A 15,915-nucleotide genomic window follows, 5' to 3' on the forward strand; every position below is an offset into this window, starting at 1 on the left:
AGCGGTCTGGACGGGACTCGAACCCGCGACCTTCGCCGTGACAGGGCGACATTCTAACCAACTGAACTACCAGACCGTTGCATTATTGCGGTTGCAAATATACATGCCTTTTTTTATATCTCAAACCTTTTTTGTGTTTTTTTAATAAGATTTGATTAGCACTCTATTTCTTCATTGAAATTACTATTAAAACAAGTTCCTCCCCTCTGGGGAGGTTAGGAGGGGATCAAATAAATTTTTGACGTTCTACCATATAGGTGGTGAGGATCTTATTGAAACCGCCATTAATATCTGCCTCAACATATTTAATCTTATACTGCGCACATTTTAAGCGTAATACATGAAAATAGCTTCTTACAGCTTTTTGATAATTGTCCTTTATGCCATCAGCGTATAAATTAATATGCTCCCCAGTCTCCACATCAATAAACCGCTTTGGCTTATTATCAAAATCAAAATGGAGTTCTTTCAATTTATCAAACACATGAAACAGGACCACTTCATGCTTATTATATTTTAAATGTCTTAGGGCTTCAAAAAGCTTAGCGTCGTCCTCAGACGTTTGAAACATATCCGTAAAAAGAAATATCAAGGACCGTCTATGAGTTTTCTCAGCAATTTGATGTAAGTATCTGTACGTCTCCGTTTGCTTATTCACAGGTTTGGAAATTACAGATTCACTAAGATGATTTATCAACATTTGATGATGCCGCTCACTCCCCTTTTCTGGCGCATAATAATCATAAGCATCACTATAGATACTTAACCCTACAGCATCGCGCTGCTTCTTTAAAATGTGCATTAAAGACGCAGCAGCTAAAACCGAAAAGCCAATTTTGTTGAGATGGGTTAACGAGAAGTCCTGCACATCGGGAAAATGCATCGAGCTGCTATTATCTAATATAATATGACAGCGCAAATTGGTTTCGTCATCATAACGCTTGGTATACAGCTTATCTGTTTTTGCGTATAATTTCCAATCAATATGGCGCGTGCTCTCACCTTGATTGTAAATCTTATGCTCTGCAAATTCTGCTGAAAAACCATGAAACGGACTTTTATGCATGCCAGAAATAAAACCTTCAACCACTTGTTTAGCAAGTAATTCTAAGTTTTTAAACCCGCCAACTTTATTCAGTTCATGTTGTAAATCCATAATAAGCCCCACCTAGCCTCACCTTTGGGGAGGCAAACTCATGAGGTAAATCTATATTTTAAAAATTTAAAAAAATCATATATTAAAAAAGGACACGCCCTCAAAGGAAAAAGTAAATTCCCCCTTCGGGGGCTAGGGGGATTAGATTACCTTATCAACAATACCATATTCAACAGATTCATCAGCCCCCATCCAATGGTCTCTATTAAAATCTTTCAAAATTTTCTTGATGTCCTGCCCGCAGTTATCCGCTAAAATCTGGGCACTTAACTCTTTGGTTTTTAAAATTTCCTGCGCTGTAATCTCTATATCACTGGCTGGTCCGCGAGCACCACCACTTGGCTGATGTATCATCACACGCGCATGCGGTTGTATAAAACGCTTCCCCTTTTTTCCTGCCGATAAAATAATAGATCCCATCGATGCTGCAAAACCGGTGCATATGGTAGACACATCGCTTTTAAGTGACTTAATACAATCATATATTGCAAATCCAGAAGTTACAAAACCACCTGGGCTGTTAATGTACAAATGGATCTCTTTTGTCTCCAAGGCATCTAAATACATCAAACGGGATATTACGTGTTTTGCAGAGCTATCATCTACCTGTCCCCACAAAAATACTTTACGCGCTTCAATTAATTTGCTATCTATAGCGTTCTGAACTTTATTATTTTTACTCATATCGATTTTAATTTGTGTCTAAAATAAAAAAAGGTTTACCATAATGGCAAACCTTTTTAGCTTTCTTTTATTTATATATTATAAAAGCGCATCAATCGCTTCGGTATAGGCATTTTTTGGAGCGACTCCTACTTGACGACCTACGACTTCTCCATTCTGAAAAACTAAAACCGTCGGGATATTACGCACCCCGTATTTAGCAGCAAATTCTTGATTTGCATCTACATCTACTTTTCCAACAATGGCTTTACCGTCGTACTCCCCACTAATCTCTTCAATAATTGGTCCAACCATTCTACATGGCCCACACCACGCCGCCCAAAAATCAACAAGTACGGGTTTATCGCTTTTTAATACCGTTTCTTCAAACGTTGCATCTGTTATTTCTAATGCCATAATTTATGTTTTTAATGTTTAAATTAATTTTTAATACACAAAATTAGTCAAATTTTCCTCGAAAGCTTACAAGGTAACAATTTGTTTTATTTATATCCATATTGTTTAGCACTATCATAATTTTTTGGGCGCATAAAACAGGCTATCCGCTATATCTTTTTATGAAGCAGTCCCGAACTTGTTTCGGGATCTCAACAATATAAACCACGGCATAATAAATCAAATAACGTATTGTAAACGCTTCACAAAAAGGATGCCGCTACTATCCTTTGCGCAAAGTCTAACAACTATTTAGCCTAGGGTTTTGAATTTAACTTTTGCGCTTTCAAACAAGTGAATTATAATGATTTAATTTTTAAGCAACTAAAAAGTTGCATAATTTAAATAGTTATATTAATTTAGCAACCACAAAGTTGCATATTAATTAAAAAAATCGAATCATTATGAAAGATGTTATTAAAAAAGAAGTCGTATTTAACCACTCCATAGACAAAGTATGGAGCGCTATATCAAGAGCCGAGGAAATCTCGACATGGTTTATTAAAGCCGATTTTAAAGCAGAGAAAGGTTATAATTACACCTTTACGGCTAGCGAAGAAAAGGGATGTTTGACTATCACAGGAGAAGTCAAACAATCCAATCCCTATGTCTTAATTTATACTTGGATCGTTGAAAACACCAACGTAGAAACCACTGTAAAATGGGATTTAGAATCGACCAAATCGGGCACGAAATTATTTTTAGAGCACTCTGGCATATCCAATTACGAAGGTGACACGGCCATAGCCATGTTTGAAAGTTTCAATGGTGGCTGGGACGGATGCATCAACCAATTAACAGACTATTTAAAAGAAACCGTTAATGCAGGATAAGATTACCAAACTATTTAAGGCCATTGCAGACCCAACAAGGCGTGACATATTTCACGCCTTGGTAATTGCGACCTCAGCATTATCGATCACCCAAATATCGAGCCAGTTCGATATTACCAGACAAGGTGTTACCAAACATATTAAAACGCTTGAAGACGCTGGATTGGTAAATATCAATGCGAAAGGACGTGAGCGTTTTTGCAATGCCAATCCAAAACAACTTCAAGAAGTTAATAAATGGTTGCAATTCTATGAGCAGTTCTGGGATGGATCACTTCAGAATTTAGGGGATTACTTGGATAATAAAGTTTAATGCAATATGTCATTATAATGACAATAATATAGCAAACACACCGTCATTGCGAGGGCAAAGGAGGTGGCAATCTCCTTAAATGAAACTAAAACAATGATGTAGGTTAGCAACAAACAGGTTCTCACGCTTTTTTCAATAAAAAAAACTCAGAATGACGGAATATAATAAATACAACGTCATTGCGAGGACGAAGGACGTGGCAATCTCTTTAAATGAAACTAAAACATAGTTTTCCTAAATACATATTCTTATAGCCCTCCCATAAAAGTGGCTCAGAATGATAGGAACTAATAATCAATTCAACTTAAACCTAACATCCTGTGCTTCCAATTCACTAATAAGTTCTTGAGAAACTTTCACCTTTTGTTTTCTACTGGGCATGGTTAGTTTAATTTTTTCTGTAGTATCATACACTAAAAAATTCAGTAGTTGATTTCCAGGGTGCATATTTATCAATTCCTTTAGCGCAATAATTTTTTGTTCGCTCAAATCTTTAACATTCACCTGTATTGACAATTTCTTCGCATAATTTTCCATCACGTCATGGAGCAACTGAAAATTGTTGAATTGTAATCTGGGGTCGCTTTTCTTACCTGTATCTTTATTCACCCAACCTTCACGAATAAATGATTTAACAAACACAAAATTATTCTTCATTAAAAAGTGTCTAAACTTCAAATAGTCTTCTCCAAATATCCTGAACTCAAAACTATCGGTATAATCTTCAATAGTAAATAAGGCCCAACCTTTTCCTTGCTTGCTCACCCGGTGTTGCACATCGGTAACCACACCGCCAAAAACAAGCTCTCTATTTACATAAGGCTCTAGATTAGCAAACATGCCCACGGTGCCGTTGCAAAAGGTTTTCATTTCCGTTTTAAAATCATCCAACGGATGTCCAGAAATATAAACCCCAACCACTTCGCGTTCCTTACTTAACTTTTCCATAGTGCCCCACTCTTCACAAGGTGGCACTTGGGGTTCGGCAATCTGCACATCGCTAGCATCTCCAAACAAACTGACTTGAGCCGAATTTTCATTTTCCTGATGTTTATGCGCATACTTGATGGCTTTTTCTAAAAAGGTGATCCCATCACCATCATCATGAAAATATTGTGCTCTGTGGGTAGAGCCTAATCCATCAAAACCACCAGCTAAAGCCAAATTTTCGAAGGCTTTTTTATTTGCCGCACGTAAATCTATGCGTTTTGCAAAATCAAAAATAGATTTATAATGACCATCCTCTTTTCTGTTTTTAACAATGGTCATTACCGCTCCGTGACCCACACCTTTAATGGCGCCCATACCAAAGCGGACTGCGTAATCTTTATTTACCGAAAATTTATAAAATGACTCGTTCACATCGGGACCCAGAACATCCAATTTCATGCGTTTACATTCTTCCATGAAAAAAGTCACCTGTTTGATATCGTTCATGTTATTAGATAAAACCGCCGCCATATATTCTGCTGGATAATGTGCTTTTAAATAGGCTGTTTGATAGGCTATCCAAGCATAACAAGTAGAGTGCGATTTGTTAAATGCATAACTCGCGAAGGCTTCCCAATCTTTCCAAACTTTTTCCAGAACTTTGGCATCATGTCCATTGGCACTGGCTTGCTCTACAAATTTGGGTTTCATTTTATCAAGTACCGCAATTTGTTTTTTACCCATCGCCTTACGCAATACATCGGCTTCACCCTTGGTGAATCCAGCTAGTTTTTGTGACAACAGCATCACCTGCTCTTGATAGACTGTAATACCATAGGTTTCTTTTAAGTACTCTTCCATCGCTGGCAAATCGTACTCAATAGCCTCATCGCCATGTTTTCTGCGAACGAAACTCGGAATATACTCCATCGGTCCTGGTCGATACAGCGCGTTCATGGCTATTAAATCTTCAAACACCGTTGGTTTTAAATCTTTAAGGTGCTTTTGCATTCCGGGAGATTCATACTGAAATACACCAACCGTTTCTCCCCGCTGAAAAAGCTCATACGTCTTGTCATCATCTAAAGGAAACGAATCCGGATCCAATAAAATATCATGTTTGGCTTTAACGATTTTAACCGTATCCTTGATTAAGGTCAGTGTTTTTAATCCTAAAAAATCCATTTTAAGCAAACCTGCATCTTCCACAACCGAGTTATCAAACTGGGTGACATACAGATCGGAATCCTTCGCGGTTGCCACAGGTACAAATTTGGTAATATCATCTGGCGTGATAATGACTCCACAGGCATGGATTCCTGTATTTCGCACGGAGCCTTCCAATGTTCTGGCGAGATTTACAGTTTCAGCCTGTAAATCATCGCCGTCTGCAATATTTAAGAGCTCATTGACCTTTTCTAAATCTTCAGCTCTAAATTTACTGCCTAATTCTTTTTCAGAAAGACCAAAAATCTTTCCGAGTTTTGACATGGTTGGAATGAGTTTCGCAATTCTATCGGCATCAAATAATGGTAAATCCAATACCCGTGCAGTATCGCGAATAGACGACTTCGCCGCCATAGTGCCATAGGTGATAATTTGCGCCACCTGGTTACTTCCGTATTTATTGATTACATAATCCATGACACGGCTTCTGCCTTCATCATCAAAATCAATATCAATATCTGGCATACTAATCCGATCCGGATTTAAGAACCGCTCAAAAAGCAAATCGTATTTAAGAGGGTCTATATTTGTAATCCAAAGACAATAAGCGACCACAGACCCTGCTGCCGAACCACGACCTGGGCCCACGGACACATCCATATTTCTGGCTTCACGGATAAAATCCTCTACAATCAAAAAATACCCAGGATAGCCTGTGTTTTCAATAACACTTAACTCAAAATCCAGTCGTTCTTTAATGGCTTCTGTTAATTCCGGATATCTCTTTTTTGCACCTTCATATGTAAGATGTCTTAAATAGGCATTTTCCCCACGTTTACCACCATCAGCTGCATCAGCGTCATCCTTAAATTTTTCCGGAATATCAAAAGCAGGCAATAAGACTTCACGTGCTAACTCATAGGCTTCAACCTTATCGACCACTTCCTGTATATTACTGATGGCCTCAGGAACGTCCTTAAACAAGGTTTTCATTTCATCAGAAGACTTGAAATAATAGTCTTGATTTGGTAATCCATAGCGATAGCCACGCCCTCTTCCTATGGGAGTCGCTTGCTTTTCACCATCTTTAACACATAATAAAATATCATGTGCATTGGCATCTTCCTTATTACAATAATACGTGTTGTTTGAAGCGACCAATTTTATGTCATGCTTTTTTGAAAACTCGATGAGCACAGGATTAACACGGTTTTCATCTTCTTGGTTATGGCGCATCAACTCAATATATAAATCGTCACCAAATTGTTCTTTCCACCATAATAACGCCTCTTCCGCTTGGTTCTCGCCTACATTTAGAATCTTACTCGGCACTTCACCATATAAATTTCCTGTAAGGACAATTAGGTCTTCCTTGTATTGTTCAACTAACTTTTTATCGATTCGCGGTAAATAGTAAAACCCATTAACGAAGGCATGGGACGACAATTTTGCGAGGTTGTGATAGCCATTTTTGTTTTTCGCCAAAAATACCACTTGATACCCGTTGTCTTTTCTAGTTTTGTCTAGATGATTTTCGCATACAAAGAACTCACACCCTAGAATGGGTTTAATGACTTTAGCCGTAGGTGTATCTCCTTTTTCAACAGCCGCTTCATTTTTTGCTGTTACCACCCTATTATGAGCGCCAACTGCTCTCACAAAATGGAAAGCCCCCATCATATTAGCATGATCTGTTAAGGCAACCGCAGGCATTTGATACTCTGCCGCAGAGGCCACTAAATCGGTAACACTGATAGTAGATTGTAATACCGAAAACTGTGAATGGTTATGCAAATGCGCAAATTCGACAGCTTTTAATTCCGATATGTTTTGCTTTATCTCTTGTGATGAAACATTAGATGTTTGATATTTTTTAATGCGCTCAAGAATTTTTGCGCTTTCCTTTTTTAGATTGATATGTTTTAAACCAATGAGTTGAATCTCATTAGGGTTTTCCTTTTTAAACTTTTCAAAATAATCAGGTTGAACATCTAGCTGTTCCTTCGTGTATTCTTCCAGTCGCAGGAGTTCGAAAAAGCAACGCGTGGTGGCCTCCACATCGGCAGTGGCGTTGTGGGCTTCTGCAAAGGGTTGATTAAATAAAAATTCGTGAAGTTCGGTAAGCGTTGGTAATTTGAACTTTCCATATCGCCCTCCAGGAATCTGGCATAAACTAGCCGTATGCTCGGTACAGGTATCCAAAACTGGCAATTCCTGTAATAAATTTGCAACAGCACCTCTAACAAACTCCGCCCCCATAATGTTTAAATCAAACTTGACGTTTTGACCGACAACAAATTGGGTTTTACTTAAAGCTTCGTTGAATTTTTCTAATACCTCAGCTAACGGAATACCTTGTTCTTGTGCTAATTCGGTAGAAATACCATGGATTTTCTCAGCATCATAAGGAATATTAAACCCGTCAGGTTGCACCAAATAATCCTGATGTTCCATACAGTTACCCATACCATCATGCAATTGCCATGCTATTTGAATGCATCTTGGCCAATTGTCTGTATCTGTAATTGGGGCATCCCAACGTTTTGGTAATCCTGTGGTTTCGGTGTCGAAAATTAAGTACATTTTTTATGTTTAGGCGTTGATTTGTTTAGGTGTTTAGAACAATAACGAGCCTATAAAAATACATAGAAATGATAGGTTTTTAAAGTGAAGTTATAAAGAGTTTTAAACAAAAAAATAAAGAACAAAATACTGAACGAAAATAAAATCCTTTTTTATGACAAAAATCATATTTTGTGTAACAAATGTCACATACTTTTATTCAACATTTTAAAATTTTTTATAACTAAAACCTCCATTATATGAAACCTCCCAACAAAATAAGTTACTTAATCATTCTAATATCAAGTTTAATGATTCTTGGATGTACCCATGACACAGAATATATTCCTGGACCAGCAGGAGCTGATGGCATAGATGGCATTGATGGTCATGACGGGGTAGATGGAGTAGATGGCTCTGCTGCGGTTTGTATAGACTGTCACTCTGCTTCTCACCGAGGTCCTATTAATGATTCATATATATTATCTGCACACGGCAGTGGAAGTTCTTGGGCAAGAGGCACCAGTGCCACTTGCGCACAATGCCATAACAACCAAGGCTACGTCGATTATTTATCAGGGCTTTTTGTTAACGAAAACGGCATTCAATCGGCACATCCAGATGGTTATGCGGTCTCCAACCCGATTTCTTGTACAGGGTGTCATAGTGATCACCGGTCATTCGATTTTGTAAATGATGGTAATGACTATGCTCTAAGAAATATAGCTCCTGTAAGTTTGGTTCTAGACCCTAATATGGTCATTGACTTTAAAAACGATTCTAATCCATTAGGCACGAGTAATGCCTGTATAACCTGTCATCAACCAAGACCAAGTTATCCTATTCCCGCAGGAACAGAAGACTATGAGATTACCAGTAGTCGATTCGGGCCACATCATGGTCCGCAATCAACCATGTTAGAAGGTGTCATGGGCGCCATTATTACTGGCTCAACAGGTTATCCTGGTGTAGGGGCTGCGACTCATAGATCTGGGGCATCCTGCATTTCTTGCCATATGGGGGAAACTACGGATGGTACAGACGGTGACCATACTTGGAAGCCAACTTTAAACACCTGTGTTAGCTGTCACACAAGTATGACTAGCATCCCAGATGGCATTGCCGGTTTAGAGGAGGATATGGCAACGCTCAAGGCATTATTATTAGCTCTTGACCCAAGTCCCTTACTTGAAACAGACAGTACCGTACCAGGCACCTATCCAGCCAATATAGCTAAAGCAACCTGGAACTACAAAACTGTATTGGAAGATCATAGTAACGGTATTCATAACCCTGAATATACTAGAGCATTGATTAAAAACTCAATTGAAGCCTTACAATAAAGGCCTTAACGCACTCATAAAAAGGTTTAACCGTTCCTTAATTTAAGCGTTTAGAATTGCTAAACCTTTTTATAATTTTAGTTACTCTCATTTACGAAAAGAAATGAGGTGTTTAAAAACACATCTCCATTTGATATACCTCTGTAGAATTTATAAACAGCTAAAAACAGAAAAACAGCACTTTAAAAAACACTGTGGATTTAACACCATAGTTTTTAAAGAAATAACAATCACGATAAATATGTTAAATACTTATAATTAATTGTGAACTCTTTGTTTTTATTAAAACAAATACAGCATTAATGTCAATTCATTACAGATCTATAAATTTTAAACACTTTACCCTAATTCTCTCTGGCTTTATGATATAAGTCATAATTACTGTAACAAATGTTACATATTTTTATAACGTATTTCAAAAGTGAACTTATAAAAACTTAAATATATAATTATGAAAACACCAAAATTAGTTTCTGCGCTATTTATTATGGCAATATTTTTTGCAGGCTGTACCCACGACGATTATGTTCCAATCACTGGACCAGATGATGGAGGTATTGGTGAAAGCCCAGACGAATTACTAGTAAAAAAATTCTCTACAGCTCCAACTTTCGATGGAGATATTGACGATGTTTGGAGTGAAGCCAGGCCTTTAATAAATAAGGCAACTGTTACGCCCGCAGGTGATAGAGAAATCACTTTAAATTCATCAAGTGGAGGTGACTTATCATTAGAACCTACAGATTTAATGGATCCCTACACTGGCGAAAGTTACAGCTACTCTTTAAGGGGCGGTCATGATGGTCAATACTTATACCTATTATTTGAATGGGAAGATGATACTGATAGTCAAGACAGAGAATCTTGGTTCTTTAACCCTATTACAAGTAAATGGCAACAAGAAAACAAATACGCCAATCATAAAAATGATAAATTTTATGAAGATAAATTTGGTTTTATGTTCCCAATAGGGAATCCTGCTGGATTTAATGAAGGCACATGTACGGTTACTTGTCATAGTGGTTTAGCCGATCCCCAACCAGGAGAAAAAGTGACTAGACACTACATGAAAAATGAAGGCGAATTGGCCGATTTCTGGCACTGGAAACGTGACAGACATGCATTAGCTGAAGCTTGTGATGATGGTTTTGTACAATGGGAAGACGATTTTGGAAAAGCGTCAGCTAACGGAAGAAAAAATGATGAGGGTATCTCTCCTTATGCAAATAATCAAACATTTGAAGATGCTGTAACAGGAATGAAAGGACCAAAATATGTAATACCTAATAGAGAAAACTACTATTGGATTGCACAATCTGAAATTGATGGTGGAACTGCAAAAGCAGTGACTGCAATTGCATTAGATGGTACCATAACACATGAAGGCGGAACAATTGATCCTAACGGAGATCCTGCATATTCGCAAGGATTTGGTAACAAAAGAATACCAAGTATTATAATTAATCCTGCCGGACAAGGAAATGATGGTAGATCTGAAGTACAAGTGAAAGCTATACATACTGGTTCTGGATGGCAATTAGAAATTAGAAGATTACTATATACTGGCGACCCTACAGATGCTGAATTTAAAATTGGAGAAACCATACCTTTTGGATTGGCAATTTTTAATAATGCTGCAATTGGCCATGGTCAAACTAACTTCTTATCAATGAAAATTGAAAATTAGTTTTACTATCAAATAGTGCAGACTAAGATGTGTCTGCACTATTTGATAATAAGCATAATTGATAAAAACGTACAATATGAAAAAACTATTTCAAATTTTAGTATTAATAGGTATCTGTTTATCTCTAGACTCGTGTTATTATGATTCTATTTATGAGCCTATAGCCGATGACGGTGATGATGGTGATCCCATAGAAGAAGTTACTTTCACTAATGATATAGCACCCATTTTTGGGTTCTGTAGCAATTGCCATAATGGAAGTCAAGATCCTGATTTAAGAGATGGAAATGCATATAATTCACTAGTTCCAACTTATGTTACGGCTAATGACGCTGAAGCTAGCCCACTCTATATTAAATTAAAAGATGGCCATCAAAATTTACCAGCGAGTAGACTGGAATTAGTTAAAACCTGGATAGACCAAGGCGCTATAGAATAATTAACCTTTTAAGAATATAGACATGAAAAATTATATAAAACTATTTTTTGTTTTTTTGATACTTCCATTTATTACTGTAGCTCAAGAACAGGTTAATGATACCATAGTAAAAGAAAAACCAGAACGCTCTGCGTTTGAAAGCTCATTTTTAATAGACAACCCAACAAATGTTTTATTTAGCAAAAACACGTTAGAGGTACAAATGTCCCATAGGTTTGGAGAACTTAATGACGATAGAAACGATTTGGCTGGTTTTTATGGCGCAGCCAATATTAGAATTGGATTAACATACGGAATTCACGATAGATTAACCATAGGTTTTGGTACTACTAAAAACAAAAAATATCAGGACTTTAACTGGAAAGCGGCATTGTTAAGACAAACACGTTCTGATAAAATGCCTGTAAGCGTAAGCTACTACGGGAATTTCGCCATAGATGCAAGAAGTAAAAACCAAGGTCTTTTTCTAAATACGGAAGATAGATACTCGTTTTTCAATCAGTTAATAATCGCTCGCCGATTCAATCCAAAACTTTCTTTACAAGTAGCTCCAAGTGTCTCTCATTATAACACAGTTGAAAGAACAATGAGAAATGACATGGTAGCCATTGCTTTTGGGGGACGTTATAAAATTAGTCCACAAACTTCTGTTATTGTAGATTATAGTCAACCACTCACTAAAATGAGATTGAATAACCCTCAACCCGGAATTAGTTTAGGTGTTGAGTTTGGAACATCTGCCCACACGTTTCAATTATTTGCAACCAATTATTGGGGAATTCTTCCTCAAGAAAACTACATGTTTAACCAAAAGGCAACAGGACTTGATAAAAAGCAAGGTAGCGGACAATATCTTATTGGATTTAATATAACCAGAAACTATAACTTTTAAACATTATGGAAAATAAATCTAGAAAAGGAACAAAAATTTCCCGTCGTGGCATGTTGCCGCTTTTAGGCGGTAGCTTACTAATTCCTTTTCTAGGCTTTAGTAATTCTGAAAAGGATATCGTTTCCACAAGCAAAGATGAAACATACCAAACCCTCTTGAAACCAGATGGAACCACGGTTAAAGTTAAGACAGACACTTTAAAAAAGTCAAAAGTGCTTAAAAAGAACATCTCCAATACATCATTACTTAGTTGGATTAGTAAAAAACTTTAATTTCAGTTTAATTAGAATAAATTATGGAAGAAAAGAACAAAAATTCAAGACGTAAATTTCTTGATAAGGGTTTAAAACTGGGTATTGTTAGTGCTATTGGCGGACTTGGATTATCTAAAATCACCTCCAAATTAAATGCAACCAACACTGATGGTTCTGGAGACAAAATGGAATTAATGACCACTGATGGGACATTAATCCAAGTCGATTCTTCTGAGGTCATAGAAATTGAACACCCTACAGATCATGATAAAAAATACAATGTAAGGGAAGGAATGCCCAACCGTAAATTTGTTATGGTTGTCGATTTGGCCAAGTGTACCAACGAGCTTAAATGCCAGGAATCCTGCAATAAAAACCATTACATTACGGGCGATAATGCCTGGCTTAAGGTTTATAAGATGCAGGAATCTGAAAAAGAAGCCCCTTACTGGATGCCTACCTTATGCCAACATTGCGATAAACCCGCTTGCGTTACCGTATGCCCTGTAGACGCGACCTTTAAAAGAAAAGACGGCTTGGTATTGATAGATGCCGAGCGCTGCATTGGCTGTAGGTTTTGTATGGCCGCCTGCCCCTACTCGGTGAGGGTATTTAACTGGAGCGAACCTGCACAAGGTGAAATGAGTGAGATCACCATGCATGCAGACATGGCTCAACATACGCCATCTCCAGAATATGCCGGTATGCCAAGCATAAAAGGTACTGTGGATAAATGTGACTTCTGTCCACATCAAATACACAAAAAAGAACTTCCGCATTGCGTTGCGGCTTGCCCTAACGATGTGTTTTACTTTGGCGATATGTATGAAGATGCCGTAACCAATGGTAGCGGGCAAACAGTTGTATTGAGCAAGCTTTTAGAAGAACGGGCAGGATATAAATTACTGGAAGGCCTTGGCACAGCTCCAAGCGTTTTTTACTTGCCTCCAGTCGATAGGCTGGGTGATTTTGAGGAAGGCCTAGAAAACTACAATGAATTTCAATCTGTTAAAAAGCCTGAATAATCATGTATACCCATAAAAAAATAATCAGTGATTTAGCGCCAAAAAAATTTGGCAAAAGGGATTCTATTTGGACCGCTTCACTTATTGTCATTGTAATTGTTGGAATTATTGCTTATATAGACCAACTTATCAAGGGACAAGAAGTAACCAATATGAGGGACTATGCTCTTTGGGGGATTTACATCTCTAATTTTGTATTCTTTGTAGCAACAAGTTTTGTAGGCACAGTTACAGTTGCCATATTACGGTTAACCAATAATTCGTGGCGGACCCCTTTAGTTAGAATTGCCGAAATCATATCCGTTGCAGCCATTATTATGGCCGGAATTACCATCATGATCGATATGGCAAGACCCGATAGATTATTAAACCTGTTTATCCATGCAAGACTTCAATCCCCTATTACTTGGGATGTGGTAATTATTCCAACTTACATTGTTATTAGTTTGTTATTATTATATTTTCCTTTGATTCCAGATTTCGCAATACTTAAAGGCCATTTTAAAAAGAAAAAGCCAAAACTAGGTAAGTTTTACGGTAAATTGGCTTTAAACTGGACAGGAAGTAAAGCTCAAAAATTATTGCAGGAAAAATCCATCCAAATTCTTGCGATCATGATTATTCCCGTTGGCCTATTACTTCAAACAATTGATGCTTGGTTATTTTCTACAACCTATAGAATTGGATGGGACAGCACTAATTTTGCGCCGTATTTTATTTCTGGAGCTTTTGTTGCCGGGGTTGGCTCACTTATAACTCTAATTTTTATTATTAGAAAAGCAAAAAAATTGGAAAACTACATTACCAATCACCACTTCGACAAGCTTGGTAAGCTATTAGTACTTGCTTGTCTAATTTACCTCTATTTTAGTATTAACGAATATGTTATTCCGTTATTTACAGCAAAAAAGGGAGAGCTTACACATTTAGAAACCTTATATTCAGGAACCTATTCAATTTTATTTTGGGCAGTAACCCTACTAGGCTTGGTTTTACCAATCATAATATTACTATTTAAGGCAGGAAGAAAACCGCTACCTATGTTTATTATAGGTTTAACGGTGGTAGTCGGAGCCTGGTGGAAACGCTACCTAATTGTTACACCTACACTATTACATCCGTTTTTGCCTATTCAAGGCGTTCCAGAATCATGGCACCACTATTTCCCTAGTTTGCACGAATGGTTAATTACTATCGCAACACTTGCCATGGCTTTCTTGATCATTACAATTTTAGTCCGCTATTTACCTGTCATTCCTATACAAAGAACAATTGATGAGCAAGCATTATTAAAAACGAATAATAATCCCACTGAATCATGAAAAACCAATTAAATCTTCGGTTCTTTTTTATCGCATTTATAAGTGTGTTTTTATTCACCTCTTTATTTCAAAATTTATTTGCTCAAGAGGTTAAAAAAAATAAGGTTAGATTAAAAGTCGATTATTTTAAAATTATGGATCATGAAGCTTATTTTAATATTAAAGCTTTTTCCAGAATTGATAAAGAAAATGTAGATGTTTCAAATATTGAATTAATCATTTATAATGACCTAGAAGATGAAAAAATTAAAGTGGGCAGTACAACCACCAATATGGAAGGTGAAAGTAAATTTATTTTAACCAGTCTAAATGCTATTAAGCCAGATTCAACACAAACCTATAATATGGTTGTTTCGTTTAAAGGAAATGATTTATTTAAAAAATCATCCAAAAGCATTAGCTTTAAAGATGCGACCATTAAGGCACGTGTAATAACAAAAGATAGCCTAAATTATATAAGCGCAACACTTACGGAGACAAGTAAAGACAGTGCACTTGTTGACCAGACACTTAATGTGCAAGTAGCGCGACTATTCAGCCCTTTAAGAATAGGTGAAGAATTTAACTATACCGATGAGAATGGTACAATACTTGTACCAATTGAAGATGGAATACCGGGTGTAGATGGAAATTTAATCATTGAAGTCGTTTTAAAGGAGAATGATGACTTCGGAACTGTAAAAGCCATAATTAATGCTCCTCTAGGAGTACCTATAGTAGATGAATCTACATTTGATCAAAGAAAAATGTGGTCTCCCAGAAATAAAACACCAATTTTTATTCTAATATTTGCCAATTTGCTAATTTTAGCAATGTGGGGCATTATTATATATTTAATTGTCAATTTATTTAGAATCAATAAAATTTAACATT

General features: G+C 36.9%; 14 protein-coding genes and 1 tRNA gene. 10 read left to right on the top strand and 5 right to left on the bottom strand.

All coding sequences use genetic code 11. The features are described from left to right. Nucleotides 1–2 precede the first annotated feature (2 nt). The 4 genes from FAF07_RS05440 to trxA form a co-directional block, all read right to left on the bottom strand. Nucleotides 3–76 (bottom strand) — tRNA-Asp (locus tag FAF07_RS05440). Between the two features lie 150 nt (nt 77–226). After that, nucleotides 227–1,156: a DUF58 domain-containing protein gene (locus FAF07_RS05445; protein WP_142784148.1), complete on the bottom strand. Its 930-nt coding sequence runs from the start codon at nt 1,154–1,156 to the stop codon at nt 227–229. Between the two features lie 141 nt (nt 1,157–1,297). Further along, nucleotides 1,298–1,840, bottom strand: coding sequence for a ClpP family protease (locus tag FAF07_RS05450; protein WP_142784149.1), 543 nt, complete (start codon nt 1,838–1,840; stop codon nt 1,298–1,300). 78 nt (nt 1,841–1,918) lie between these two features. Next, complete coding sequence (gene trxA / locus FAF07_RS05455) at nt 1,919–2,236, bottom strand: thioredoxin (protein ID WP_142784150.1); 318 nt, start codon at nt 2,234–2,236, stop codon at nt 1,919–1,921. 443 nt (nt 2,237–2,679) lie between these two features. Here trxA and FAF07_RS05460 point away from each other — a divergent pair, with 443 nt between their 5' ends. Beyond that, complete coding sequence (locus FAF07_RS05460) at nt 2,680–3,108, top strand: SRPBCC family protein (RefSeq protein WP_142784151.1); 429 nt, start codon at nt 2,680–2,682, stop codon at nt 3,106–3,108. Then, nucleotides 3,098–3,421: an ArsR/SmtB family transcription factor gene (locus FAF07_RS05465; protein WP_142784152.1), complete on the top strand. Its 324-nt coding sequence runs from the start codon at nt 3,098–3,100 to the stop codon at nt 3,419–3,421. The genes FAF07_RS05460 and FAF07_RS05465 overlap by 11 nt, the downstream gene beginning before the upstream one ends. A 294-nt stretch (nt 3,422–3,715) precedes the next feature. On the opposite strand, the gene dnaE is transcribed toward FAF07_RS05465, so the two are convergent. Next, nucleotides 3,716–8,101, bottom strand: coding sequence for a DNA polymerase III subunit alpha (dnaE, locus tag FAF07_RS05470; RefSeq protein ID WP_142784153.1), 4,386 nt, complete (start codon nt 8,099–8,101; stop codon nt 3,716–3,718). Between the two features lie 239 nt (nt 8,102–8,340). Between dnaE and FAF07_RS05475 the strand changes: the two genes are divergently transcribed. The 8 genes from FAF07_RS05475 (at nt 8,341) to FAF07_RS05510 (ending at nt 15,911) form a co-directional block, all read left to right on the top strand. Beyond that, nucleotides 8,341–9,423 (top strand): hypothetical protein, encoded by a 1,083-nt coding sequence (locus FAF07_RS05475; protein WP_142784154.1) that lies wholly within the window; start codon nt 8,341–8,343, stop codon nt 9,421–9,423. A 451-nt stretch (nt 9,424–9,874) separates the two neighbouring features. Beyond that, a complete protein-coding gene (locus FAF07_RS05480) occupies nt 9,875–11,110 on the top strand; it encodes an ethylbenzene dehydrogenase-related protein (protein ID WP_142784155.1) in 1,236 nt (411 codons plus the stop codon). A gap of 76 nt (nt 11,111–11,186) precedes the next feature. Continuing rightward, nucleotides 11,187–11,549 carry a hypothetical protein gene (locus FAF07_RS05485; protein ID WP_142784156.1) on the top strand — a complete coding sequence of 121 codons (363 nt, stop codon included), beginning with the start codon at nt 11,187–11,189 and terminating at the stop codon, nt 11,547–11,549. A gap of 22 nt (nt 11,550–11,571) precedes the next feature. Then, entirely contained in the window at nt 11,572–12,441 is an 870-nt protein-coding gene (locus FAF07_RS05490; RefSeq protein ID WP_142784157.1) for a DUF5777 family beta-barrel protein, read from the top strand. Between the two features lie 5 nt (nt 12,442–12,446). Continuing rightward, a complete protein-coding gene (locus tag FAF07_RS05495; RefSeq protein ID WP_142784158.1) occupies nt 12,447–12,713 on the top strand; it encodes a hypothetical protein in 267 nt (88 codons plus the stop codon). 23 nt (nt 12,714–12,736) lie between these two features. Further along, nucleotides 12,737–13,720, top strand: coding sequence for a 4Fe-4S dicluster domain-containing protein (locus FAF07_RS05500; protein ID WP_142784159.1), 984 nt, complete (start codon nt 12,737–12,739; stop codon nt 13,718–13,720). A gap of 2 nt (nt 13,721–13,722) precedes the next feature. After that, nucleotides 13,723–15,042 (top strand): NrfD/PsrC family molybdoenzyme membrane anchor subunit, encoded by a 1,320-nt coding sequence (gene nrfD, locus FAF07_RS05505; RefSeq protein ID WP_142784160.1) that lies wholly within the window; start codon nt 13,723–13,725, stop codon nt 15,040–15,042. Further along, the gene (locus FAF07_RS05510) at nt 15,039–15,911 is read left to right on the top strand and encodes a hypothetical protein (protein ID WP_142784161.1); all 873 of its coding nucleotides are present in this window, start codon (nt 15,039–15,041) and stop codon (nt 15,909–15,911) included. The genes nrfD and FAF07_RS05510 overlap by 4 nt, the downstream gene beginning before the upstream one ends. Nucleotides 15,912–15,915 lie beyond the last annotated feature (4 nt).

The organism is Changchengzhania lutea, from assembly GCF_006974145.1.
Classification (GTDB): Bacteria; Bacteroidota; Bacteroidia; order Flavobacteriales; family Flavobacteriaceae; genus Changchengzhania; species Changchengzhania lutea.

Bases quoted from the DNA above. Each gene is read 5' to 3' on its own strand.
- FAF07_RS05445 (WP_142784148.1), bottom strand. From the start codon at position 1,156: ATGGATTTACAACATGAACTGAATAAAGTTGGCGGGTTTAAAAACTTA.
- FAF07_RS05450 (WP_142784149.1), bottom strand. From the start codon at position 1,840: ATGAGTAAAAATAATAAAGTTCAGAACGCTATAGATAGCAAATTAATT.
- trxA (WP_142784150.1), bottom strand. From the start codon at position 2,236: ATGGCATTAGAAATAACAGATGCAACGTTTGAAGAAACGGTATTAAAA.
- FAF07_RS05460 (WP_142784151.1), top strand. From the start codon at position 2,680: ATGAAAGATGTTATTAAAAAAGAAGTCGTATTTAACCACTCCATAGAC.
- FAF07_RS05465 (WP_142784152.1), top strand. From the start codon at position 3,098: ATGCAGGATAAGATTACCAAACTATTTAAGGCCATTGCAGACCCAACA.
- dnaE (WP_142784153.1), bottom strand. From the start codon at position 8,101: ATGTACTTAATTTTCGACACCGAAACCACAGGATTACCAAAACGTTGG.
- FAF07_RS05475 (WP_142784154.1), top strand. From the start codon at position 8,341: ATGAAACCTCCCAACAAAATAAGTTACTTAATCATTCTAATATCAAGT.
- FAF07_RS05480 (WP_142784155.1), top strand. From the start codon at position 9,875: ATGAAAACACCAAAATTAGTTTCTGCGCTATTTATTATGGCAATATTT.
- FAF07_RS05485 (WP_142784156.1), top strand. From the start codon at position 11,187: ATGAAAAAACTATTTCAAATTTTAGTATTAATAGGTATCTGTTTATCT.
- FAF07_RS05490 (WP_142784157.1), top strand. From the start codon at position 11,572: ATGAAAAATTATATAAAACTATTTTTTGTTTTTTTGATACTTCCATTT.
- FAF07_RS05495 (WP_142784158.1), top strand. From the start codon at position 12,447: ATGGAAAATAAATCTAGAAAAGGAACAAAAATTTCCCGTCGTGGCATG.
- FAF07_RS05500 (WP_142784159.1), top strand. From the start codon at position 12,737: ATGGAAGAAAAGAACAAAAATTCAAGACGTAAATTTCTTGATAAGGGT.
- nrfD (WP_142784160.1), top strand. From the start codon at position 13,723: ATGTATACCCATAAAAAAATAATCAGTGATTTAGCGCCAAAAAAATTT.
- FAF07_RS05510 (WP_142784161.1), top strand. From the start codon at position 15,039: ATGAAAAACCAATTAAATCTTCGGTTCTTTTTTATCGCATTTATAAGT.